20 protein-coding genes and 5 tRNA genes are annotated in these 22,322 nt (G+C 61.7%); 7 read left to right on the forward strand and 18 right to left on the reverse strand.

Going from position 1 to position 22,322, the window contains the following annotated elements:
* Nucleotides 1–5: 5 nt before the first annotated feature.
* The 6 genes from I6L45_RS09080 to nhaC all read right to left on the reverse strand — a co-directional run bounded on the left by I6L45_RS09080 (nt 6) and on the right by nhaC (nt 6,616).
* Nucleotides 6–824 (reverse strand): ABC transporter permease, encoded by an 819-nt coding sequence (locus I6L45_RS09080; RefSeq protein ID WP_017779087.1) that lies wholly within the window; start codon nt 822–824, stop codon nt 6–8.
* Entirely contained in the window at nt 814–1,752 is a 939-nt protein-coding gene (locus I6L45_RS09085; protein WP_216984016.1) for an ABC transporter permease, read from the reverse strand. Before I6L45_RS09085 ends, I6L45_RS09080 begins: the two co-directional genes overlap by 11 nt.
* Entirely contained in the window at nt 1,749–2,762 is a 1,014-nt protein-coding gene (locus I6L45_RS09090; RefSeq protein WP_216984017.1) for an ABC transporter ATP-binding protein, read from the reverse strand. Before I6L45_RS09090 ends, I6L45_RS09085 begins: the two co-directional genes overlap by 4 nt.
* A 68-nt stretch (nt 2,763–2,830) precedes the next feature.
* On the reverse strand, nt 2,831–3,976 hold the full coding sequence (locus I6L45_RS09095; protein ID WP_216984018.1) for an ABC transporter substrate-binding protein: 1,146 nt from the start codon (nt 3,974–3,976) through the stop codon (nt 2,831–2,833).
* 201 nt (nt 3,977–4,177) lie between these two features.
* Nucleotides 4,178–5,101, reverse strand: a complete 924-nt coding sequence (locus I6L45_RS09100; RefSeq protein ID WP_043762946.1) for a LysR family transcriptional regulator — start codon at nt 5,099–5,101, stop codon at nt 4,178–4,180.
* Nucleotides 5,102–5,206: 105 nt separating this feature from the next.
* A complete protein-coding gene (nhaC, locus tag I6L45_RS09105; protein ID WP_216984019.1) occupies nt 5,207–6,616 on the reverse strand; it encodes a Na+/H+ antiporter NhaC in 1,410 nt (469 codons plus the stop codon).
* Between the two features lie 302 nt (nt 6,617–6,918).
* On the opposite strand from nhaC, the gene I6L45_RS09110 reads away from it, so the two are divergent.
* Nucleotides 6,919–7,128: a hypothetical protein gene (locus I6L45_RS09110; RefSeq protein WP_043763164.1), complete on the forward strand. Its 210-nt coding sequence runs from the start codon at nt 6,919–6,921 to the stop codon at nt 7,126–7,128.
* On the opposite strand, the gene I6L45_RS09115 is transcribed toward I6L45_RS09110, so the two are convergent.
* From I6L45_RS09115 to rsmC, 9 genes are all read right to left on the reverse strand, one after another.
* Nucleotides 7,129–7,395 carry a late competence development ComFB family protein gene (locus I6L45_RS09115; RefSeq protein ID WP_043762951.1) on the reverse strand — a complete coding sequence of 89 codons (267 nt, stop codon included), beginning with the start codon at nt 7,393–7,395 and terminating at the stop codon, nt 7,129–7,131.
* A gap of 109 nt (nt 7,396–7,504) precedes the next feature.
* Nucleotides 7,505–7,590: transfer RNA gene (locus I6L45_RS09120), tRNA-Leu, on the reverse strand.
* Nucleotides 7,591–7,661: 71 nt separating this feature from the next.
* Nucleotides 7,662–7,747: transfer RNA gene (locus tag I6L45_RS09125), tRNA-Leu, on the reverse strand.
* A 45-nt stretch (nt 7,748–7,792) separates the two neighbouring features.
* A tRNA-Leu gene (locus I6L45_RS09130) sits at nt 7,793–7,878 on the reverse strand.
* A gap of 45 nt (nt 7,879–7,923) precedes the next feature.
* A tRNA-Leu gene (locus tag I6L45_RS09135) sits at nt 7,924–8,009 on the reverse strand.
* Nucleotides 8,010–8,064: 55 nt separating this feature from the next.
* Nucleotides 8,065–8,150, reverse strand: a tRNA-Leu gene (locus I6L45_RS09140).
* A gap of 116 nt (nt 8,151–8,266) precedes the next feature.
* The gene (gene glgA, locus I6L45_RS09145) at nt 8,267–9,727 is read right to left on the reverse strand and encodes a glycogen synthase GlgA (protein ID WP_134694518.1); all 1,461 of its coding nucleotides are present in this window, start codon (nt 9,725–9,727) and stop codon (nt 8,267–8,269) included.
* Nucleotides 9,717–10,934 (reverse strand): glucose-1-phosphate adenylyltransferase, encoded by a 1,218-nt coding sequence (gene glgC, locus I6L45_RS09150; RefSeq protein ID WP_043762961.1) that lies wholly within the window; start codon nt 10,932–10,934, stop codon nt 9,717–9,719. The genes glgA and glgC overlap by 11 nt, the downstream gene beginning before the upstream one ends.
* A gap of 149 nt (nt 10,935–11,083) precedes the next feature.
* Nucleotides 11,084–12,112: a 16S rRNA (guanine(1207)-N(2))-methyltransferase RsmC gene (gene rsmC, locus I6L45_RS09155; RefSeq protein ID WP_216984020.1), complete on the reverse strand. Its 1,029-nt coding sequence runs from the start codon at nt 12,110–12,112 to the stop codon at nt 11,084–11,086.
* Nucleotides 12,113–12,390: 278 nt separating this feature from the next.
* Here rsmC and dapA point away from each other — a divergent pair, with 278 nt between their 5' ends.
* The 3 genes from dapA to I6L45_RS09170 all read left to right on the forward strand — a co-directional run bounded on the left by dapA (nt 12,391) and on the right by I6L45_RS09170 (nt 15,730).
* Complete coding sequence (gene dapA, locus I6L45_RS09160) at nt 12,391–13,263, forward strand: 4-hydroxy-tetrahydrodipicolinate synthase (RefSeq protein ID WP_043762966.1); 873 nt, start codon at nt 12,391–12,393, stop codon at nt 13,261–13,263.
* A 95-nt stretch (nt 13,264–13,358) separates the two neighbouring features.
* Nucleotides 13,359–15,005 (forward strand): GGDEF domain-containing protein, encoded by a 1,647-nt coding sequence (locus tag I6L45_RS09165; RefSeq protein ID WP_216984021.1) that lies wholly within the window; start codon nt 13,359–13,361, stop codon nt 15,003–15,005.
* 134 nt (nt 15,006–15,139) lie between these two features.
* Nucleotides 15,140–15,730 (forward strand): HAD family phosphatase, encoded by a 591-nt coding sequence (locus I6L45_RS09170; protein ID WP_043762971.1) that lies wholly within the window; start codon nt 15,140–15,142, stop codon nt 15,728–15,730.
* Nucleotides 15,731–15,866: 136 nt separating this feature from the next.
* Here I6L45_RS09170 and hfq read toward each other — a convergent pair whose 3' ends face one another.
* Nucleotides 15,867–16,226, reverse strand: a complete 360-nt coding sequence (gene hfq / locus I6L45_RS09175) for an RNA chaperone Hfq (protein ID WP_010675750.1) — start codon at nt 16,224–16,226, stop codon at nt 15,867–15,869.
* A gap of 177 nt (nt 16,227–16,403) precedes the next feature.
* On the opposite strand from hfq, the gene I6L45_RS09180 reads away from it, so the two are divergent.
* The 3 genes from I6L45_RS09180 to I6L45_RS09190 are packed head-to-tail and all read left to right on the forward strand — an operon-like array spanning nt 16,404 to nt 19,883.
* On the forward strand, nt 16,404–17,675 hold the full coding sequence (locus I6L45_RS09180) for a paraquat-inducible protein A (RefSeq protein WP_216984022.1): 1,272 nt from the start codon (nt 16,404–16,406) through the stop codon (nt 17,673–17,675).
* Entirely contained in the window at nt 17,668–19,317 is a 1,650-nt protein-coding gene (gene pqiB / locus I6L45_RS09185) for an intermembrane transport protein PqiB (protein ID WP_043762975.1), read from the forward strand. Before I6L45_RS09180 ends, pqiB begins: the two co-directional genes overlap by 8 nt.
* Nucleotides 19,314–19,883: a membrane integrity-associated transporter subunit PqiC gene (locus tag I6L45_RS09190; RefSeq protein WP_216984023.1), complete on the forward strand. Its 570-nt coding sequence runs from the start codon at nt 19,314–19,316 to the stop codon at nt 19,881–19,883. The genes pqiB and I6L45_RS09190 overlap by 4 nt, the downstream gene beginning before the upstream one ends.
* Nucleotides 19,884–19,953: 70 nt before the next feature.
* On the opposite strand, the gene ompA is transcribed toward I6L45_RS09190, so the two are convergent.
* Nucleotides 19,954–20,985 carry a porin OmpA gene (ompA, locus tag I6L45_RS09195; RefSeq protein ID WP_210547928.1) on the reverse strand — a complete coding sequence of 344 codons (1,032 nt, stop codon included), beginning with the start codon at nt 20,983–20,985 and terminating at the stop codon, nt 19,954–19,956.
* A 283-nt stretch (nt 20,986–21,268) separates the two neighbouring features.
* A complete protein-coding gene (locus I6L45_RS09200; protein WP_216984024.1) occupies nt 21,269–22,273 on the reverse strand; it encodes an SGNH/GDSL hydrolase family protein in 1,005 nt (334 codons plus the stop codon).
* Nucleotides 22,274–22,322 lie beyond the last annotated feature (49 nt).

Below are 22,322 nucleotides of genomic sequence, written 5' to 3' on the forward strand. Positions count from 1 at the left end.
AGTCGTTATTTGCCACTGCCGGCGACGTCCTGGCCGTCGCGGGTGAGGTAGTAGGCAAGCAGAATGGGAATGGTGGTGAAGGCCACTATGATGAGCGCCACCACGTTGGTGACCGGCCTGTCCCGTGGCCGGATCAGCTCCTGATACATCCAGATCGGCAGCGTGGTCTGCTGGCCGGCGGTGAAGGTGGTGACGATCACCTCGTCAAAGCTCAGCGCGAACGCCAGCATGCCCCCCGCCAGCAGCGCGGTGGCGAGGTTGGGCAGGATCACGTAGCGCAGGGTCTGGAAGCCGTCGGCGCCGAGATCCATCGACGCCTCGATGAGGCTCTGGTTGGTGCGGCGAAAGCGCGCCAGGGCATTGTTGTAGACCACCACCACGCAGAAGGTGGCGTGACCGATGACGATGGTCCAGAAGCTGAAGGGGATCTCCATCACCCCATAGGCGGAGCGCAGCGCGATGCCGGTGACGATGCCGGGCAGGGCGATGGGCAGCACCAGCAAGAGCGACACCACCTCCTGGCCGAAGAAGCGGCTGCGGGCGATGGCCCCCGCCGCCAGGGTGCCGAGCACCATGGCCACCAGGGTGGCGAGCCCGGCCACCTCCAGCGACAGCTGGATGGCGCGCCACACGTCGGGGCGGTTCAGGGTCACCTCGAACCACTTGAGGGTGAGCCCGGGGGGCGGGAACTGGTAGCTCTTGCTCTCGCTGGTGAAGGCGTAGAGGAAGATGAACAGGATCGGGAAGTGCAGGAACAGGAGGCCGCCGATGGCCGCGTACTTGAGCAGGCCGGAGGGCTGGTTCGTAGAGGGATTAGAGCGCATCGAAGGCCCCCAGACGTTTTGCTATCGCCAGATAGATGGCAATGATGAGGATGGGCACCAGCGAGAAGGCGGCGGCGAAGGGCAGGTTGCCCGCCGTGCCCTGCTGCATGTAGACCACCTGACCTATGTACATGGTGGAGTTGCCTATGATGCCGGGGATGATGTAGTCCCCCAGCGTCAGGGAGAAGGTGAAGATGGAGCCCGCCACCACGCCGGGCAGGGCCAGCGGCAGGATCAGGGTGCGAAAGGTCTGGGTAGGGGTGGCGCCGAGATCACCGCTCGCCTCCAGCAAAGAGCGCGGGATCCGCTCCACCGCCGCCTGGATGGGCAGGATCATGAAGGGCAACCAGACGTAGACGAACACGATGAAGGTGCCGATGCGCGAGAACGACAGCGACGGTCCCCCGATCACCGGCAGCGAGAGGATGGCGTCCAGCAGCCAGTCCAGTCCCAGAGTGTCGGCCAGCCAGCTGATGACCCCCTCCTTGGCCAGGATCAGCTTCCAGGCGTAGACCCGCACCAGATAGCTGGACCAGAGCGGCAACATGATGCCGACGTAGAACAGGGCCCGGGTCTTGCCGCTGGTGTAGCGCGCCATGTAGTAGGCCACCGGAAAGCCGAGCAGGGCGCAGGCCAGGGTCACCAGCAGCGACATGCCGACGGTGCGCAGGATCACGTCCAGGTTCTCCGCCCGCAGCAGGGCGATGAAGTTCTGCAGGCCCAGCTCGTGGCGGATCTGGCCGCTGAACTCGTCCAGCCCGAAGAAGGCGTTGGAGAGCAGCATCAGCAGAGAGCCCACGTAGATGATGCCGAGCCAGAGCAGGGGCGGCCCCAGGAGGATGGCCAGCAGCAGGCCGGAGCGGCCATAGAGCAGGGTGGAGAGGCGCCGCAGCGGCCTGACGCGAACGGAGTCGGTAGCGTGGCTCATGGTTGAGCTCCCTGGTGGGCGGTGTGCAGGCGATGGATCGCCTGCTCCGGCCAGCTGAGGCTGACCCGGGTGCCACGGGGCAGGCGGGCCTGGCCCTCGTTGGGATGGTTGACGATAAGCTCGAGCTGTTCGCCGAGATCGACCCGGTAGCGCACGAATGGGCCGAGGTACTCCACCTCGCGCACCTCCCCTGACCAGCCCGGTGTACCGGCCTCGGCGAGGCGGATCCGCTCCGGGCGCACCATTATCTGGCGCTCATCGCCACACAGGCGGCGGGCCTGCTCCCCCTCGAACAGGTTGACGGTGCCGACGAAGCGGGCGACGAAGGGGGTGGCGGGGGCATCGTAGATGGTATCCGGCGCGGCGATCTGCTCGATCTTGCCCTGATTGAAGATGCAGATGCGGTCGCTCATGGAGAGCGCCTCCTGCTGGTCGTGGGTGACGAAGATGAAGGTGATGCCGAGCTGGCGCTGCAAGGCCTTGAGCTCGAGCTGCATCTGCTCGCGCAGCTTGAGGTCGAGCGCACCCAGCGGCTCGTCCAGCAGCAGGATGCGCGGCTGGTTGATCAGCGCCCGGGCGATGGCGATGCGCTGGCGCTGGCCGCCGGAGAGCTGGCCGGGCTTGCGGTTGCCGACGCCGGGCAGGCGCACCAGCTCCAGCATCTCGTCCACCTTGCGATAGCGCTCCGCCTTGGCCACCCCCTTGAGCATCAGGCCGTAGCCTATGTTGTCGCGCACATCCATGTTGGGGAACAGGGCGTAGTCCTGAAACACGGTATTGAGGTTGCGATCGTAGGGGGGCACGGTGGAGCAGGGTTCACCGAACAGCCGGATCTCCCCCTCGCTCGGGTACTCGAAGCCCGCGATCATCCGCAGGCAGGTGGTCTTGCCGGAACCGCTCGGCCCCAGCAGGGTGAAGAACTCGCCGGCGGGGATCTGGAAGGAGATGTCGTCAACCGCGGCCACCTCGCCATAGTGGCGACTGACCCGGTCAAATTGTACGGCTGTCATGGTACGTCCTTGTCTGTGGGAAGCGGGCCGGACTCCTGTCCGGCCCAGTGGTTACAGCATTGCCTGGATCAGCGGCCACCCAGGATGGCGATATAGTCCGAGACCCAGCGGTAATACGGCACGCAGGTTCCCTGGCTCTTGCACTGGGAGACGGGGGTGCGCCAGAAGTGCACGCGATCGAAGTTGTCGATGCCGTTGGTCTTGCATCCCTCCGGGCCCAGCAGGGCGTTGCCCTCGCAGGCGGCCGGCACCACGGGCACGGAGCCGAACCAGGAGGCGAGATCCCCCTGCAACTTGTTGTTGAGGGAGTGCTCCAGCCACTTATAGGCACAAGTGAGGTTCTTGGCCTCGCTGTGCACCATGCTGGTGTCGGCCCAGCCGGTGACGCCTTCCTTGGGCACTGTGGTAGCGACGGGCTGCTTGTCGGCGATCAGGGTATTGGCCTGGAACGGCCAGGAGCCGGAGGCCACCACCCCTTCGTTCTTGAAGTCGTCGATCTGGACGAAGGCGTCATGCCAGTAGCGTCCCACCAGCTGGCGTTGCTTGCGCAGCAGGTCGAGGGAGGCCTTGTACTGCTCCTCGTTCAGCTCGTAGGGATCCTTGATGCCGAGCGCCGGCTGGTGGGTCATCAGATAGAGGGCGGCATCGGCGATGTGGATGGGGCCGTCAAACGCCTGCACCCGCCCCTTGTTGGACTTGCCATCTGCCAGGGTTTGCTCTTCGAACACCACGTTCCAGGAGTCCGGCGCCTTGGGGAACACCTTGGTGTTGTACATCAAAATGTTGCCGCCCCACTGGTAGGGCACACCGTAATGTTTGCCGTCCACCGTGTGCCAGGGGGCATTCTGCAGCCGGGGATCAATTTTGCTGTAGCTCGGAATGAGCGCCAGATTGAGTGGCTGCACCTTGCCGCCGGCGATAAGGCGCAGGCTGGCGTCGCCGGAGGCGGTCACCAGGTCGAAGCCCCCCTCGTTCATCAGCGCCACCATTTCGTCCGAGGTGGCGGCCGTTTTGACATTGACCTTGCAGCCGGTCTCTTTCTCGAAGCCGGTGACCCAGTCGTAGTTCTTGTCGGTCTCGCCACGCTCCACGTAGCCAGCCCAGGCCACGATGTTGAGCTGGCCTTCACCCTTGCCGAGGGTGGTCGGGGCGGCCTGGGTCTGGCCGGCCATCAGGACGGGGATCAGAGCCAGGGTCAGGGGGGTCAGTTTCATCTTGCTCTCCTTGCATGGGCGGGCACGGTTGTGGTGCCTCACTGACAATTAACATCATGTTAACCAGCCATGAGCGTAGGAGAAGCCGACAGTAATGAGAATTTCAATTTTTAACGGCTTAGGTATCTGAAAAATCAATATCGAGTGCATATGAATCTGATTTTTGGTTGCAGCCCCCTGGTCAGTCGCACGGGGTCTGAGTCAGCGGGGGAGGGGCTGGCGTGACCGCAGCCGGCTCTGGTCTCGCGCAATGTCGATGAACTCGCGGGCGGTCCACTCCAGTCGTGAACCCCGCCGCCACACCAGGCCGATGTCGATGGCGGGGATGGGCTCCTTGATGGTGCGGGCCTCGACCCGCTCCTGCTCCAGGGACCAGGGACGATAGGCAAAATCCGGCAGCAGGGCGAGCCCGAGCTGGCTCGCTACCAGGCTGCGCACCGCTTCCACCGAGGCGGTGCGCAGCACGATGCGCGGCGCTATGCCATAGCGCCGCAGGCCGCCACCGATGATCTGGTCCAGCTGGTCGGCGGTCAGGGAGATCATGGGCTCTTCACCGAGCGCCTTGAGGGAGAGGGTCGACTCGGCGCAGAGGGGGTGGTTGGCGGCGAGCCAGACCCGCAATGGCGAGCGGGTCAGCAGTTCGGTATCGAATGCCTCCTGGCGGATGGTGCGGTTGGTCATCAGGATCCCCACGTCCACCTCGCCGTTGACGATCTGATGCTCGAGGTAGGGCTGCTCGTCCTCCTTCACCTCGATCTGCACCGCGGGAAAGGCACGGCGAAAGCGGCCGAGGGCCTCCGACAGGTAGTAGCCGGCTACCAGCGTCGTCACCCCTATGGTGAGCTTTCCCTGATCCTGCTGGGCTACCGCCTTGAGAGACTGGCTGGCCTCTGTCATGGCGCCGAGGATGCGGCGGGCGTGGAGCAGAAACTGGTGGCCCTGGGTGGTGAGACTGACCCCGCGCGGATTGCGCTCGAACAGGGGGGCGCCGAGTTCGGTCTCCAGTTCGCGGATGGCGCTGGTGACCGCCGACTGGGAGATGTGCAGCTCGGCGGCGGCCCGACTGACGGAGAAGCTGTCGGCCACCGCCACGAAATAGCGGATCTGGCGAAAAGTGAAATTCATCTGGGCATCCTGCCACGTGTGACCTGGGTGATTGCCAGCTTAACCTCGAATCGCGCCCAGACAAAAGGCGCCGTGCTGGCGCCTTTGTCGTGATTTTTCCGGCGGTTAGCGGGAACTGGCTGCCTCGATCACCGGCACCCGGGTCACCCCCTTACCCAGATAGGCGAGGGTGATGGTCACGATGATGCAGGTGAAGCTGAGCCACATGTAGGGCAGATAGTCGAGGGTGGCAACCCCCAGCACGCCGGCCATGAAGATGCCGTTGTCGCTCCAGGGCACCATGCCGCAGGTGAGAGTGCCGCCAAACTCGGCGTTGCGGGAGAGGTTCTTGCGCGCCAGTCCCAGCCGGTCGTAGTTCTTGGCCATGATCTTGGGGGTCAGGATCAGGGACACATACATGGCTGAACCGAACACGTTGGCCAGGAAGGCGGTGCCTATGGTGTGGCTGGTCAGGCTGCCGGCACCCTTGATGCGCTTCTCGAAGGCGCTGGCGATGACGGAGAGAATGCCTACCTTCTCCAGCAGGCCGCCAAAGCCCAGGCCGAAGATGATGACGGCCACGGATCCCAGCATGGATTCCATGCCACCACGGCCCAGTATGTTGTCGATGAAGTCGACACCGGAGGTGATGGCGAACGGGCTGTAGGCGGAGTGCATCGCTTTCACCGGATCCATGTCCTGGAACAGGATGGCCCAGACCAGGCCCAGCAGGGCGCCGAAGCTGATCACCGGGAAGGCGGGCTTGCGGTTGGCCAAAAGGCCCAGCACCAGCACCACGGGCACTATAGCCAGCGGGGTGATGTTGAACTGCTTGTCGAGGGCCTCCATCACCAGGTTGACCTGCTCCAGGCTGACGTTGCCGGAGTACTGCATGCCGACCACGGTGAACAGGGCGGCGGTGATGACGTAGGAGAACAGGCTGATGGGCAGCATCCCCTTGATGTGCTCCATCACGTCAACGTTGGACATGGTGGAGGCCAGCACCACGGAGTCGGAGAGCGGAGAGAGCTTGTCACCGAAGTAGACGCCGGAGAGCACGGCACCGGCGACCAGCGGTGCCGGAACACCCAGGCTGTGGCCTATGCCCATCATGGCGATGCCGGCGGTGGCGGCCGAGCCCCAGGAGGTGCCGGTGGCCAGCGAAGTGAGGGAGCAGATGATCAGGGTCGCCAGCAGGAAGATGGAGGGGTGTATCACCTTGAGGCCGAAATAGATGATGCTGGGGACTATGCCGCCGGCAATCCAGGTGCCGACCAGGGCGCCGACGGAGACCAGGATCAGGATGGCCCCCATCCCCTTGGCGACACCGTCGACGGCAGCCTGCTCCAGGGATTTGTAATCGTGACCGAGCCTGATGCCGAGCCCCATGATGACGAACCAGGCGATGAACAGTGCCAACTGGATCGGCAGATCGAGCACGCTGGTGAAGGAGAAGGCCAGGGCCAGGAAAATGGCCAGGCAGGCAAACACCTGCAGCATGCTCGGCAATCGGATGTGGTTGTGTTGGTTTTGCATAGATACGTCCTAAACTCTTGCTCGCCAAGGTCGGTCCCTCTCGTCCTGTGGATACACGTATCCCGAGGGGCCCACCCAAAAGAGGGCGCAATCTACCATAAACAGAAGGCGTGAAATTCCAACTTATTTATCAAAAATGTATTTTTGTTTGATAAATCTACAAAATTGTTGATCTGAACGAGGTTTCTTTCATCTCTGGGTACCGTCGCTCAATTGAGGAAAACCCATAGGAAAGTCCGATTGCACCCCTGTCGATAGAAAGTGATAATCATTATCATCTTTGTGCTGTGGGTATCATGACCATGATCTGGATAGTGCGCTGTCTTCTATTGGCGGGTTTGCTGCTGACCTTGGCCTGGGCTCAGGAGAGGGCATACGGTCTGTGGAGCCTGGGCTTCTTGCTGGCAGCCTGGGTCATGGTGGAACCCAGGCTGAGGCCGGCGCTGATCCTGCTACCGGTGGCAGGTATGACGGGGGTCGTCACCCTGCTCTGGCAGCAGAGCTGGATGTAGTCAGCGTGCGGGGACGGCCTGGATCTGGTCATAGGCCCGGCGCAGCGAGGCAATGACCTTCTGCTCCATCTCGGTGCGCTCGGCCTCGGTGGTGAAGTAGAGCATGTCTACCTCGTGACGGATGTAGTGGGAGGGAAGCTGATTGAGGGCCAGACAGCAGAGGTCGGCAAGCTGGTGTGCGGGCAGCGTGCGATCCAGCCCCTGTTTCTCTATTTCCTTGAGCACCAGATGTTCGTAGAAGTTGTGAATGTCGGTATCCAGGATCATATGCATTCCTTGGCATGACGATGGGCGGTGAGTCGTCAAAAGCATAGTCATAACAAGGGGTAAAAACAAAAGGCCCGTCACTTCCGTGACGGGCCTTTTGCATAAGGAATGGTGCGAAGAGAGGGACTCGAACCCTCACATCCGTGGGACACTAACACCTGAAGCTAGCGCGTCTACCAATTCCGCCACCTTCGCACACTGATTTTTTCCAGCTGGTTTTTAAATGCGGTTGGAGCGCATTGCTCTGTGTTTACATGTCAGAATCATGGTGCGAAGAGAGGGACTCGAACCCTCACACCCGGGGGGCACTAACACCTGAAGCTAGCGCGTCTACCAATTCCGCCACCTTCGCACATCGGGTTATCAGTCTGGATTTACATGCTGTCTGATAAAAGCATGGTGCGAAGAGAGGGACTCGAACCCTCACACCCGGGGGGCACTAACACCTGAAGCTAGCGCGTCTACCAATTCCGCCACCTTCGCACATCGGGTTATCAGTCTGGATTTACATGCTGTCTGATAAAAGCATGGTGCGAAGAGAGGGACTCGAACCCTCACACCCGGGGGGCACTAACACCTGAAGCTAGCGCGTCTACCAATTCCGCCACCTTCGCACATCGGGTTATCAGTCTGGATTTATATGCCGTCTGATAAGAGCATATTGCAGTATGGTGCGAAGAGAGGGACTCGAACCCTCACATCCGTGGGACACTAACACCTGAAGCTAGCGCGTCTACCAATTCCGCCACCTTCGCATCACTGCGGTGGGGGATTCTATAGAGTTTTGGGGGGGCGTCAACAGCCAAAAGGGACTTTTTTCGCTGTTGACGGATAAAGCTGCATCAAGGGCACAAAACTTCAGCAATAGGGATCAGTTCGTGGCCAGTGCATCGCGATACATCTGCTCGTACAGGGGAACGGAGTCCGCCCAGTCGAAGCGGGTGTTCATGGCGTTGTGCTGGATCCTGGCGAAATGCTCGGGCTCTTGCAGGTAGTGGAGCAGGCTGCGGCGCATGGCATCGAGCAGGGTGCTGGCGGTGGGATCGTTGAAGCAGAACCCGGTCGCGTGTTCGGGGTTGGCATCCCAATCCACCACAGTATCTTTCAAACCGCCGACGGCCCGCACCAGCGGCAGGGTGCCATAGGCCAGACTGTACATCTGGTTGAGCCCGCACGGCTCGAACAACGAGGGCATCAGGAAGAAGTCGGCGCCAGCCTCCACCAGGTGGGCCAGGCGGTCGTCATAGGCGTTGATAAAAGCAAACTTGTCTGGATGCTGCTGGGCAATGGCCAGCAACTGGGCGGCGAGAGAGGGATCGCCAGAGCCTACTATCACTACCTGAACCCGGTGTTGCAGGAACTTGTCCAGGGTCGGGATCAGCAGATGCACCCCTTTCTGTTCGGTCAGCCGGCATACCATGCCATAGATGGGCAGGTCGTCGACGGGCAGACCGGTCTCCTGTTGCAAGACGCGCTTGCAAACGTGTTTTCCGGCCAGGTTGTCGGCGTCATAGGTAGCGGGCAGCAAGGGATCGCTTGAGGGATCCCAGTCGTGATAGTCACACCCGTTGAGGATGCCTCTCAGGTCGGCTGCGCGCTGCTGGAAGACGCTGGCCATCCCGTGGGCCCCGAGGTGGGTCAGCAGCTCGCTGGCGTAGTTGGGGCTGACCGCATTGATCTTGTCTGCATAGAGCACCCCGCACTTGAGCAGGTTGATGTGACCGTAGTCGTAGTTGATCCGCCGCTCGTAGTCGCTGATCTCCGGCACGGCCCAGAATTGCTGGCGGTCGAACACCCCCTGAAAGGCGGCGTTGTGGATGCTGATGACCGATCGGGTGCGCTGGAAGAAGGGGTTATGGGCATGGCGCGTCTTGAGCAACAGCGGCAGCAGGCCGGTATGCCAGTCGTTGCAGTGGACGATGTCGGGGGCAAAACCCAGCTGTTCACAGGCATGGAGGGCCGCTGCAGCCAGGAAGGCAAAACGCTCGCCGTTATCGGGATAGGCCTGATTGTTCTCGGCGTAGAGCTGAGGGCGGTCGAAATACTGCGGGCAATCGATCAGATAGACACAGATTCCGTCCAGATCCAGCTGATGGATACGATAATCGATGTCGCTGCTGTCCTGCGGAGTGGGCAGCCATCGCGAGGCGAGCAGGGTGGCTTCGTCCCGGCGTTTGATGGTCTTGTAGAAGGGTAGAATGATGCGCACATCGTGGCCCTCCCGGGCGAGATGCAGCGGTAGGGCCTTGGCGACATCCGCCAGGCCCCCGGTCTTCACCAGCCCCTCGACCTCCGAGGCCACAAACAGGATTTTCAGTGGGTTAATAGCCAACTCTTGCTCCCTTAGGTACCACGACGATACCGCCTTCGGACACGGTAAACCTCTCTCTGTCATGGTCCAGATTCTCACCGATCACGGTGCCGGGTGCAATTTCAACGTTTTTGTCGATGATAGCGCGCCGAATTGAGCAGCCCTCACCGATTTTCACATCCCCGAGCAGCACGGATTCGCTGATGTGGCTGCAGGGGCCTATATTGCAGCGGAATCCCAGAATGGATCGCTGGATCTGGCTGCCCTGAATGAAACAGCCGCCAGAGATCAGGGAGTTGGCGATCTTGACCTTGCAGTCATCGGTGTCGATGAAGGTGGCGGGGGGCAGAGGCGGATAGTGGGTGTGCAGCGGCCATTTGCGGTTGTAGAGGGAGAAGGGGGCATCGTCTGCCACCAGGTCCATGTGCGCCTGCCAATAGGAGTCGAGCGTCCCCACATCGCGCCAGTAGACGTTGGGCTTCTCCCCCGGGATCACGTTGGTGCTGTAGTCGTAGACATAGACAGGGGCACGGGGGAACAGACTGGGGATGATGTCCTTGCCGAAATCGTGGCTGGAGTGCTCCTCGGCGGCATCCCGCTTGAGCTCGCGATAGAGAGCCTCGGTCTCGAAGATGTAGTTGCCCATCGATACCAGCGCCTGGGTGGGATCGCCGGGGATGTGTTTCGGGTGCTTCGGCTTCTCCTCGAAGCCGATCATGCGCCCTTCCTGATCCACCTCGATCACCCCGAAGGCGCTCGCTTCCTCGATGGGCATGCGCAGTGCCGCGACGGTCAGGGCGGCGGCCTTCTGCTTGTGGAAGCTCACCATCTGGCTCACGTCCATCTTGTAGATATGATCGGAGCCGAAGATGCAGACGTGCTCGGGATCGGAGATCTCGATGAAGCGCAGGTTCTGGTAGATGGCGTCCGCGGTGCCGTCATACCAGCGCTTGCCCATCCGCATCTGGGCCGGAATGGGGTCGATGAAGCGGTCGGTGATGCCGACGATGTTCCAGCCTTTCTTCATATGCAGGTAGAGAGACTGGGACTTGAACTGGGTCAGCACGTAGATGCGCAGGAAGTCGGCGTTGACGAAGTTGTTGAGGACGAAGTCGATCAGGCGGTAACTGCCGCCGAAGGGGACCGAGGGTTTGCTGCGGGTGGTGGTCAGTGGCTGCAGCCGGGTGCCTTCACCGCCAGCCAGTATCATGGTGAGTATGCCTGCCATCGTCTTTCTCTCCCTGAATTCATGCCTTGAAAAGGTTTTCATGTTGCTGCGAAAAAAACACCCCTAAAGGGGTGGTAAACGTTTTCTTGGTACCTTAACAGATCCCTTCTGGCACTCTCTACTTGTTTTATTACAACCGTTGCACTTATTTAAGCTTTGCTCAGATACACCTTGAATTTGGCATCGCCCGCGATCACCCCGGTCTGTCTGAAATGCGCTTCCAGTATAGGCTGGTATCTCAGGAAGGCGTTGGCGACTATGGTCAGTGCACCGTCGCGGGTCAGATAGTCGGGGGCCTTGGCCAGGAAGGTTTCGGTGGCGGCATAGAAGGTCTTGAGTCCGGCATGGAAGGGGGGATTCGAGACGATGTGTTGGAATCTTTCGTCAATATCGGAGTACACGTCGGAAGCATGGACGCGCCCGGTCAGGCCGTTGACCGCCAGGGTGCGGCGACTGGACTCCAGCGCCAGGGCGTTGATATCCACCATGGTGACGGCCAGGTCAGGATTGCGCCTGGCCAGGACTGAGCCGATGACGCCAGCGCCGCAGCCAAAGTCGAGCAGCTTGCCCGCCATGGGGGGCAGGCTGGCCAGCAGCATCTGGGTGCCGAGGTCCAGGCCGTCGGCGCTGAAGACACCTGGTAGGGCCATGACGGTCAGGGCGGTGTCGCCCGCCTGGCACTCGTAGCGGCTAAACCAGGCATCCAGCTCGAACGGGGCGACCGGCTTGTCGAGCACGCCGTGGAAAAGGGAGCAACGGCGTGCCGAGTCTCGTTTGACCGGTTTTTCCCCGTAGGGGGCCAGCAGCTTGTCGGCGCCGTTGATGCCGCCCCGGTTTTCTCCAGCCAGGAACAGGTCGGCACCGCTCTCCAGCAGCGGTGTCATCATGGCTAGCAGGTACTGCGCCTCTGCCTTTGCCTTGGGCATCAGCAGCAGCAGGGCGTCGAAGCGCGGGGCGCCGCCGATCTGGTGGCCGAACTGGATGGCCTCTCCCAGCACGCTATGCTGGCTTCGGTAGTAGCAATAATCCGTGGTGAAGACGGTCAGGGAATCGGCCAGTTCAGCCAGTTGCCGGGGGTAGTCGTCCTCCAGGGCGCCGCAGACCAACAGCCGCTTGCCGACAAAGAGGGCTTGGTTACGTTCCAGCATCTGGCTGACGGCACTGACAGGACGGCTCATTGGGACTCTCCACGCATTTTGGGGCGGCTATTATACATGGCTGCTTTCGCCTTGACATTTATGCCGTGTTCCCGAAATATGCCAAGACACCTTATTTACCCAGAGATGATGCAATGCGGTCATGCGTATCGAAACGAAAGCATAAACACAGCCTGACATTCGGGCCTGCTGGCGTGCGCGCGTAACCTCTCATCCCTGAGACGATTCAAGCCCCGGTAGCGACCCCCGTACCGGGGCTTTTTATTGGCCAATTCATTTGTTTAGGAGAAGGAAATCCCATGTTTCAAGGTTCGATAGTCGCCCTGATCACCCCATTTCGACAGGGCCAGCTGGACGAGGCCGCACTGACTCGCCTGGTGGAGTGGCACATAGAGCAGGGGACCCATGGCATAGTGCCGGTCGGCACGACGGGGGAGAGCCCGACCCTGACCCACGACGAGCATTGCCGCGTGGTCGAGCTGGTGGTCAAGCAGGTGGCGGGGCGCATTCCCGTCATCGCCGGTGCCGGGTCCAACAACCCGGTCGAAGCCATTGAATATACCCGTTACGCCGAACAGGCGGGCGCGGATGCGACCCTGCATGTGGCGGGGTACTACAACCGTCCCAACCAGGAGGGGCTCTATCACCACTTCAAGGCGGTGCATGACGCCACCACCAAGCCCATCATCGTTTACAACATTCCGCCCCGTGCCATCGTCGACGTGCAACCGGCAACCCTGGCCCGTCTGGCCGAGCTGCCGCGCATCGCCGGCGTGAAGGACGCCACCGGCGATCTGGCCCGCCCCTGGGTGGAGCGTCAGCTCATCAAGAAGCCCTTTGCCTGGCTCTCCGGTGAAGATGCCACCGCCGTGGCCTACAACATCGGCGGCGGTCAGGGTTGCATCTCGGTCACTGCCAACGTGGCCCCCAAGCTGGTGGCCGAAGTCCAGAACCTGGCCCTGGCCGGCGAGTGGCAGGCCGCCCGCGAGCTGCAGGACAAGCTCATTCCGCTGCACCAGGCCATGTTTGCCGAGCCGAGCCCGGCGGGCGCCAAGTATGCGGTCTCCCTGCTGGGGCTGTGCAGCGAGGAGTGCCGCCTGCCGGTGATGCCGCTGTCGGATGCCACCCGCGAGCGGATCCGCAGCGCCATGCAGGCCTTGAATCTGCTGTAAAAACTGAGCTCTGGATCTCGCTTTTGATTGTCCGGTCAATTAATGGCCGGGCTTTGCCGATATACTCGCTTGGATACAACCAAGGATGATTTGGCATGAAAGAATGGGATCCGGAGCACTTCACCAGTTTTGAACATCTCTGTGAAGTGACGCTGTCTGCGGTCAGAGAAAAGACCGAGGCCGAACAGATCTATCTGTGGCTGCGGGCTCCGACGGCCCAGCTCTATCACTATCGCCCAGAACAGGGGTTGCTCTGCCTGAGCGCCGACAACCTGGCCTCCCTCGAACTGCCCATCCTCTTCATCGAACAGTCCCTCGAACTCGGCCAGCTGCTGGTGGAGCCGCTCGCGCCGACTCATGCCATCTGGGAGAGCGTGGAGCCGGAGTTCCCGCGCCTGCGAGCCTGTTTCCCCCTCAAACGCCACAAGGGATTGGAGGCCGTGGTCTATCTGGAGACCCGGCGCCGTCTCGATCGCCTGCCCCGGCGCCAGCAGCAGAGCATCCAGTTGCTGATGCACTATCTCGCCGCCGAGCTGGAGAGCCGGCGACTCGCGGGGCAGGTCGATCAGGAGCGGGATCAGCGGCTCCACACCCAGGCCGATCTCGTGCGCAGCCAGGCCCTGCAGGACTCCTTCCTCAGCATGCTGCAGGCATTGCATCAGGTGGGGGTCAAGCTCTCTCGCTGCGAAAGCGAGGATCGTCTGCTGCACGATGCAGTGGCACTTGCCCGCCAGGAGTTGCAGTTCGACCGCATCGCCATCTTCCTGACGGACAGCGAATTCAAGACCATGCACGGCACCTGGGGCACCAACGAGGCGGGTGAGCTCATCGACGAGCGCCATTTCATCAGCCCCATTCCGGATCACCCCACGGTGCAGGAGGCGCTGCGACGAAAAGACTATGTCCTGGTGCTGGAGGACACGCCTCTCTATTACGAGAAACAGGAGGTGGGTCGCGGCTGGAACGCCATGGTGTCGCTCTGGGACGGGAGTACCCCCATCGGCTGGATCGCCGCCGACAACCTGCTCTGGCGGCGTCCCCTCAAAACGTACCAGAGCGAGATCTTCAAGCAGTATGCCGCCGTGCTCTCCCAACTGCTGATCCGCCAGCGCACCCAGGCCAAGCTGGAGCGTTTCAACCGGGATCTGGAGTTGCGGGTGCAAGAGCGGACCCGGCAGCTGGCCGACACGAACCGGGCGCTGGAAGAGGCGAACCGGCGCCTCTCCCTCTTGTCCCTGGAGGATCCCCTGACCGGGATCGCCAACCGCCGCCAGTGGGACATCACCATGGAGCGGGAGTGGGAGCGGGCACGCCGCCACCAGGGGATCCTGGCGGTGCTGATGATCGACGTGGACGAGTTCAAGTCCTACAACGATCACTTCGGCCACGGCAAGGGGGACCAGTGCCTGCAACGGGTTGCTGCTCTGCTGCAGGAGACGGAGCGGCGGCGCACCAACCTGGTGGCCCGCTATGGCGGGGAGGAGTTCGTGATCCTGCTGTGTACCCCGCAACCGGGGGAGGCGGAGCGGCTGGCGGAGCAAATCCATCGGGGCTTGTCTGCGCTGCAGATCCCGCATCCCGCATCCCGGGTGGCTCCTCAGCTCACGGTCAGCATCGGCTTCAGCTATCTGGTCCCGTCATCGGACAAGGGGTGGCAGACCCTCACCGAGCAGGCGGATCAGGCGCTCTATCATGCCAAGTCCCAGGGGCGGGCCCGTACCCTTGCCTATCTGTCGGGCTGACCCGATGTCGAAGGCCCTCCCTCTGGGGGACGAGATTAATGCGGTGGCAAGCGTTTATCGCCATCTGGCACATGGCGATGCCCCCCGGCTCTGGCTAGAATGAAGGCCCATTTTCGACAGACAGATCCTGCACCATGACCCTATCCGGATTTCAAGGCCTGGTTTTCGACCTCGACGGTACCCTGGTGGATTCCATGCCGTTGCACCTGGCCGCCTGGGAGCACACCGCCCGCGAGTTTGGTTTTCAGTTCGATGCCGACTGGTTCTATGAACTGGGGGGCATGCCCAGCCGCAAGATAGCCCTGCTGGTGGCCGAGGTGCAGCAAGTGGCGCTGGATCCGCTGGTGGTGACCCGCTGCAAGACGGAGCACTACGTGGCCAACCTGCACAAGGCGACCCCTTTCCCGGCCATGCTGGATCTGGTCGAGCGCTATCACGGTCGCATTCCCATGGGGATCGGGACCGGCTCCCCCCGCATCAATGCCGAGGCAGTACTGCGCAATACCGGGCTCGATCGCTATTTCCCCGTGGTGGTCACCGCCGACGACGTGGATCTGCACAAACCCCATCCGGATACCTTCCTGCTGGTTGCACGCCGCCTGGGTGTGGAGCCGGGTCAATGTCTGGTGTTCGAGGATACGGGCATAGGTGCGCAGGCCGGTGAAGCCGCGGGCATGCAGGTCTGCATGGTCAGAGAGGGAATGCCGGTCGGGCTGACCTACTGATCATGGCGTGACGGCCATGAGCGCCGAAGCGGAGGAGAAGACCCACTCTCATACGGGACAGGCAAAACATGAGAGTGGGTTCCTGGTGGTCACTGGTTGACGCAGCGACACGCCCGGTGGGGGAGTAAGACGAGCATTACTGCTCGCTGCTGCCACCCTGATTGTCATCATAACGGCTCGGCGCACCGTGGGGGCGCGGCGCCATGGAGACGCGCGGTTTGCGGGCGCGCTGGATGCTGACCGCAGGGCGGCCGGAGTGCATGGCGATGGTGGAAATCTTGGCCTTGTAGACCAGTTGCTGGTTGCCGTGTGCATCGGTCAGCAGCACGCTGTACTGATCGAAACCGCTGATGGTCCCCTCCAGCTTGATGCCGCTTACCAGGAAGATGGCGACCTGGCTGCGGTTCTTGCGCAACCAGTTGAGGGCGGAATCTTGCCCGTTCCCGAGGGAGAAGGCCTGCTCAATGGTGGAGTAGCTTGGGGATTCGGTTGTCATAAATTATTGTCCCGCGGAAAAAAAGTGGCGTTTGATTGTGCTAAATGCTCACTCCCTTGTCAAAGTCATTCTCACCCTCGCCGCGGATGGTAAAACGACAGGGCTGGTGGGCGTGGGCAACAGCTGCAATAATTGGCGGTTCTGGCCCCGTGGCGGGCCTCACGCTGGGGTCTCAATTTGCATCCGGTTTCACACCAACATCCAACCACCTATACCCATGACGCAACGGCGTGCGAAGAGTGTGATCTGCTGGTGCCGGCCACGACGTTGGCCGTGGGAGAGGCGAGTGGCTGCCCACGCTGCGGCCATACCCTGAGCCGCCATCTGCCGGAGCAGAAGCGCAGGCCGCTGGCCTACGGCTTTGCCGCCCTTATCATGTTCGTGCTCTCCAACGCCTTCACCTTCATGTCGTTCTCGGCCAAGGGGGTGGGGCAGGAGATGACCTTCCTGCAGTGCATCACCACCCTGGTGGATCAGGGCTACCTGTTCCTGGGAGTGGTGCTGAGCCTGACCCTGATCGGCCTGCCGCTGGTCTACATCGGTTCCATCATGCTGGTGCTGTGGCGCCTCGACAAGGATCTGCACAGCCATGCCCTGAGATCCCTCGGCCGCCTGCTGTGCCGGATCAAGCCCTGGCTGATGGTCGATGTCTTCCTCATCGGGGTGCTCATCTCTTTGGTCAAGCTGATGGGCATGGCCGACATCAAGATGGGGCTGTCGTTCTGGGCCTTCGTCGGCTATACCCTGTTGCTCATCAAGATGATCTCGTCCCTGGACAGGATGTGGCTGTGGCAGCGGCTGTTCGGGCCGACCGCCGCCCGAGAGGTGGATCCCGAGGCGAGCGCCCTGGCGTCCGGGCTGGTGGGGTGCCACATCTGCGGCGCCCTGAACGAGGGGGATGCCCATACCTGCGTGCGTTGCGGCGATCACCTGCACCAGCGCAAACCGGGTGGCCTGAACCGCACCTGGGCTCTGCTCGTCACCTCGATCATCCTCTATATTCCCGCCAACCTTTACCCCATCATGGATACCGTCTTTCTGGGGGATGACAGTCCCTCGACCATCATGGGGGGGGTGGTACTGCTGTGGGCCATGGGGTCCTACCCCATCGCCGCCGTCATCTTCTTCGCCAGCGTGGTGGTGCCCCTGGTGAAGATCCTGGCGCTGTTGTGGCTCTGCTTTGCGGTGCAAAGTGGCCAGTCGGCCTCGCCGCTGCGCAAGCTCAAGCTCTATCGCATGACCGAATTTGTGGGGCGCTGGTCGATGATCGACGTCTTCGTGGTGGCCATCCTGGCCGGCCTCATCCGCCTGGACAATCTGATGAGCATCTACCCCGGCCCCGCGGCCATTGCCTTTGCCGGGGTCGTGCTGATCACCATGGTGGCCGCCATGAGTTTCGATTCCCGCCTGATCTGGGATTTACAACAAGGAGAACGCGAACGTGAGTGAGCGTAAGACAAGGTGGAAACCGGGCTCTGATTTCATGAGTTCGGCTGCCGCTATCTGGATGGTGCCGCTGCTGGCGCTGTTCATCGGCGCCTGGATGCTGTTCCAGCACTGGTATTCACAAGGCCCCGGCTTCACCCTGACGGTCGCTACCGCCGAAGGCATAGTGGCAGGCAAGACGGTGATCCGCTCCCGGGAGGTCGATGTCGGCCGTATCGAGGCGGTCGAGCTGAGCGATGACTACAGCCATGCCGTGCTGCGTGGCCGTCTCACCAATGCCGCCTCCGGCATGCTCAAGGGAGACAGCCAGTTCTGGGTCGTCAAGCCCAGGGTCGGGCGGGAGGGAGTCTCCGGCCTCGGTACCCTGCTCTCAGGTGCCTACATCGAACTCATGCCCGGCAAGAAGGGCAAGGCGCGTGACGAGTACGCCATGCTCGACAAGCCGCCGCTCGCTTCACAGAACGCCAAGGGGTTGCGGCTGTTCCTCTCGAGCCACGACACGCGGGCGCTGGGGGAAGGCTCCCCCATCAACTACCAGGGCTTCACCATAGGCCAGGTGGAGGAAGCCACCTTCCTGCCCGAAAAGAGCGAGATGCAGTACCAGATCTTCATCAACGCCCCCTATGACATCCTGGTGAGCAGCAACTCACGCTTCTGGCTGACCCCGGGCTTCGAGCTGTCCGTCAACAGCGAGGGGATGAAGGTCAAAATGGACTCGCTCGAGAGTTTGATAGACGGCGGCATCACCATGGGGCTGCCGCCTGGCTGGTCCCCTGGCGAGCAGGTCAAGCAGCGCGACGAGTTCACCCTGTTCCAGGATGAGGCGAGCGTACTGGCCGGTAGCCTGGATCAGTTCATCGACTATGTCTTCCTGTTCGATGACAACGTGGCCGGCCTGCATCCGGGGGCGGCAGTGCAGTATCGTGGCATCCGTGTCGGTACCGTCATCTCGGCTCCCTATCTCATCGAAGAGAAGGGAGTGCGCCTGTTCCAGGATCGCCAGATCCCGGTCCTGGCCCGCATCGAAGTGCAGCGCCTCTCCCACCGCTATGCCAAGGCGGAGAAGGAGCAGTGGCGGGCCCTGTTCAGCAAGCAGTTCAAGGAGGGGCTCAGAGCCAGTCTCAAGACTTCCAGCCTGCTGACCGGTGGCAAGCTCATCGATCTCAACTTCTACCCGGATGCGCCCCGCTTCGAGCAGGCCAAACTGTCCGGTTATCAGGTATTCCCGACCGTGCAGGCGGGGCTGGATCAGATCGAACGCAAGGTGAACCTCATCCTCGACAAGTTTGTCGACATGGACATGGCGACCACCCTGGGCAAGGTCAACACCTCCCTTTCCACTCTGGATGGGACTCTGAAGAACATCAGCGCGGTCAGCGCCAATCTGGACAAGTTGACCAGCAAGGAGGCGACCCAGCAGCTGCCGGCTTCCCTCAACCAGAGTCTCAAGCAGTTGCAGGAGACGCTGCAGGCCTATGATGCCAGCTCCCAGACCAATCAGGAGTTGCGCCAGTCGGTGCAGTCCCTCAACCAGCTGATGAGCGAGTTGCAGCCCTTGGTGCATTCGTTGAACGAACAGCCGAGTTCGCTGATCTTCGATCGCTCCCGCCCCCGGGATCCTGAGCCAAAGCGAGGAACACAATGAAAAAACGGATGATGACCCTGGCCTTGCTGGGCCTGCTGGCGGGTTGCAGCACCGCCCCGGAGACGCTGCACTACTACTCCCTTGATGCACAGAGCCCGCATCCCCAGGGCGTCATGGCGCAGCCTCAGCACCAGCTGGTGTTGAGGCCCGTTGTGCTCTCCGGCCAGCTGGACCGGATGAGCCTGGTGTATCAGCTGGAAGGTAATGAGTTGCACTTTGCCGAGTACCATCGCTGGGCGGGCTCACTCGATGCCCAGCTGAACCAGCTGACCCTCAATGGTCTCTCCAGCAGACTGCCGGGCTGGGTGGTGCGTCAGGACGGTGCCCGCAAGGGGCCCGTCCTGAGCATCACTGTCGAGCGCTTCCAGGGGCGGCAAGATGGCCGGGCCCTGTTGAGCGGTCGCTGGCGTCTGCTGACGGAGGAGGGGGTCGTATTGCGGGATGTGCCCTTCCAGCAGGAGCGTGTCCTGCCAGCGGATGGCTACGGCACCCTGGTGGACGAGCTGGGCCAGGGCTGGCAGCTGTTGCTGGATCAGATCGCGGCGGACGTGCGCACGCGAGGTTGAGTGGCAGGAACAATAAAAAACGGGAGACATTGGCCTCCCGTTTTTTTATGAGGTTTACGGTGCCAGCAACTTATTGCTGCACTTCCGACACACCCTGTACCCTGACCTCGACTCGGCGATCCGGGGCCAGGCAGACGATCAGCTCACGCTTGGACTTGCTGGTGCAGCTGTCGCCCGTGGCGGGGGAGTTTTCACCCTGTCCTTCCACATTGACCTTGCCAGCAGGCAGCCCCTTGCCGATCAGATAGTCTGCAACAGTCTGGGCACGTTGCTCGGACAGCTTCTGGTTATAGGCTTCGGAGCCGAGGCGGTCGGTATAGCCGATGACAGTGGCAGAGCCATCCTTGGGTCTGGCCTCTTCGATCTGGCTGTAGAGGGTATCCAGAGCCTGCCCGGCTTCCGGCTTGAGGGTGGCCTTGTTGAAGTCAAACAGCACATCCGAACTCAGGGTGAACTGTTTGTCGACCATCACGGGTTCGGGGGCCGGGGCTGGTGCGGGGGCCGCTACGACGGGCGCGACCTGGCCGAAGCGATAGACGGCGGCCAGGGAGAGCAGGCCGTTGTCCATGCGCAGGCCGGTGTCATCCCTGCTGCCATAAGGGGTGCTGTATTGGTACTCGAGGCGGGCTGCCCAGTCCAGATTGAAGGCGTACTCGGCGCCCAGCGCACCGACGAAGACAGCGCGGTCGTCGCTGCCCATGTTGTCGCTGTCTGTCCAGCCGTAGCCGCCACCGAGGCGACCATAGAGGTCCAGGTTGTCCGCGACCGGGAAGCCGAGTTTCAGGGTCAGCTGTGCGAGTTGGGCCTCGACGGAATCATTGAAGGCGCCCCCGTTGTGGGTGCCGCTGTACTTGAGCTTGCCCAGATAGTCGTAGCCGAGCTCGATCCCCAGATTCTGGTTGATCTGGTAGCCGGCGAAGGCACCGGCACCGAATTCATCGTCGTCTTTGTCATCGATGGTGATGGAGTTGCTTTCATCGACACCGTAGAAGTTGGACCAACCCAGTTTGGCACCGCCATACCAGGTGTTGTCTTGTCCGGCTGCCTGGGCGTTGGCCGCAAGCAGGCCTGAAACCAGCAAGGTAATCAGTGTTTTGTTCATAGATGCCTCTGCAATTTTGTTTGTAGGGAGCGCGAATCCGGGTCGCCTCGCCTCATGGGTTGGGCCTTGTGTTCGGCCACAACATGTTTAAACGTAGCTCGTTTTTCTGCATCCACAAGCAACTGATATAAAACATATTGTGGTATCCATTTGCATCATAGTGGAATCGGGGGCATGGCTGGGGGAGCGTGGCACAAATCTGTGATGGGGGTCATATGAGTGTTGTTGTCTGCTCCGGGTGGAAAGGCCGACGCTGGGTCGGCCTGTCGCACCGGGTTGTGCCTCACCGGGGGAGGAATTCGTACTCCTTGTCGATGAAGGCGCCGGCCCGCTCGCTCAGGGCGGCGTGCACGACCGTGGTCGGATGGACCTGATCCCAGAACATCTTGCCTTCGCAATCGAGGGGTGCGGCGCTGCGGCGGGCCAGCGGCGTGGCGACGGCCTGGGCCAGCAAGGGGTTGCCGGCGATAGCGAGGCGCTCCTGGGGATTGAAGGGGGCGAGCTGACTGTCGGTGGTGCTGCGGGAAGAGAATGGCTTCCACACGTAGCCGCCACCGTAACAGGCGTTTTCTGTGTCGCTCAGGCCGAAATTCTGCGGCTCGCGCAGCATCTCGGCAAACTGCTTGTCGATCTCGAACAGCTTCACCATGCCGGTGGGCGCGAGCTGGCGAGCCAGGTTCAGCAGCAGCTGGTTGTGGTAGGCGGAGACATGGCTGGCTGCCTCGACCACCTGCTGGCTGCGGGCCGAGGGGTTCTGGCCGAGATCAGGCAGGTTGAACAGCAGGATTTGCTTGGCCCCGTGCATCACCATGCGGTTCGCCGCGTCACTGATGGCATCGCGCACTCGCTTGGCATCCAGTTCGGTGTTCCAGCCATAGGCCAGATAGTCATTGGCCCCAACCCAGAGGATCACCAGATCATCCGGCTTGAAGCTGTCCTTCTCCAGAAACTGGGTGACTTCGTAATCCAGGTTGTTGATGACCTGATACTTGGGATTCCAGGAGATCTTGTTGTAGGCCACGGCGGTGGCCCCTCCCTCCGCCTCGTTGGCGATGGTCAGCCCTGGAAACTGCTGGGCCAGTTGCTCCAGCCAGACCGGGCCGTTGGAGAAACGCCCCTGATAGTAGGGTGGGCTGGAAGGGAGATAACCCCGCATCTTGCTGTACATCTTGCCGGTGTCGGAGAGGCTGTCGCCAAACATCACGATGCGGGAGAAGGGGGGGCGCGTCTCGGTGGCCTGGGCCGTCAGCGCGACGAGCCCCAATAAACACAGAAGCCATTTTTTCATCTGGGTGTTCTCATGGGTTGAAGGCAGGCGAGGCCTGCGGGCGGTTCCT

Origin of the sequence: Aeromonas sp. FDAARGOS 1415 (genome assembly GCF_019048365.1) — a bacterium.
GTDB lineage: Bacteria > Pseudomonadota > Gammaproteobacteria > Enterobacterales > Aeromonadaceae > Aeromonas > Aeromonas taiwanensis.

Bases quoted from the DNA above. Each gene is read 5' to 3' on its own strand.
- I6L45_RS09080 (WP_017779087.1), bottom strand. From the start codon at position 824: ATGCGCTCTAATCCCTCTACGAACCAGCCCTCCGGCCTGCTCAAGTAC.
- I6L45_RS09085 (WP_216984016.1), bottom strand. From the start codon at position 1,752: ATGAGCCACGCTACCGACTCCGTTCGCGTCAGGCCGCTGCGGCGCCTC.
- I6L45_RS09090 (WP_216984017.1), bottom strand. From the start codon at position 2,762: ATGACAGCCGTACAATTTGACCGGGTCAGTCGCCACTATGGCGAGGTG.
- I6L45_RS09095 (WP_216984018.1), bottom strand. From the start codon at position 3,976: ATGAAACTGACCCCCCTGACCCTGGCTCTGATCCCCGTCCTGATGGCC.
- I6L45_RS09100 (WP_043762946.1), bottom strand. From the start codon at position 5,101: ATGAATTTCACTTTTCGCCAGATCCGCTATTTCGTGGCGGTGGCCGAC.
- nhaC (WP_216984019.1), bottom strand. From the start codon at position 6,616: ATGCAAAACCAACACAACCACATCCGATTGCCGAGCATGCTGCAGGTG.
- I6L45_RS09110 (WP_043763164.1), top strand. From the start codon at position 6,919: ATGATCTGGATAGTGCGCTGTCTTCTATTGGCGGGTTTGCTGCTGACC.
- I6L45_RS09115 (WP_043762951.1), bottom strand. From the start codon at position 7,395: ATGATCCTGGATACCGACATTCACAACTTCTACGAACATCTGGTGCTC.
- glgC (WP_043762961.1), bottom strand. From the start codon at position 10,934: ATGGCAGGCATACTCACCATGATACTGGCTGGCGGTGAAGGCACCCGG.
- rsmC (WP_216984020.1), bottom strand. From the start codon at position 12,112: ATGAGCCGTCCTGTCAGTGCCGTCAGCCAGATGCTGGAACGTAACCAA.
- dapA (WP_043762966.1), top strand. From the start codon at position 12,391: ATGTTTCAAGGTTCGATAGTCGCCCTGATCACCCCATTTCGACAGGGC.
- I6L45_RS09165 (WP_216984021.1), top strand. From the start codon at position 13,359: ATGAAAGAATGGGATCCGGAGCACTTCACCAGTTTTGAACATCTCTGT.
- I6L45_RS09170 (WP_043762971.1), top strand. From the start codon at position 15,140: ATGACCCTATCCGGATTTCAAGGCCTGGTTTTCGACCTCGACGGTACC.
- hfq (WP_010675750.1), bottom strand. From the start codon at position 16,226: ATGACAACCGAATCCCCAAGCTACTCCACCATTGAGCAGGCCTTCTCC.
- I6L45_RS09190 (WP_216984023.1), top strand. From the start codon at position 19,314: ATGAAAAAACGGATGATGACCCTGGCCTTGCTGGGCCTGCTGGCGGGT.
- ompA (WP_210547928.1), bottom strand. From the start codon at position 20,985: ATGAACAAAACACTGATTACCTTGCTGGTTTCAGGCCTGCTTGCGGCC.
- I6L45_RS09200 (WP_216984024.1), bottom strand. From the start codon at position 22,273: ATGAAAAAATGGCTTCTGTGTTTATTGGGGCTCGTCGCGCTGACGGCC.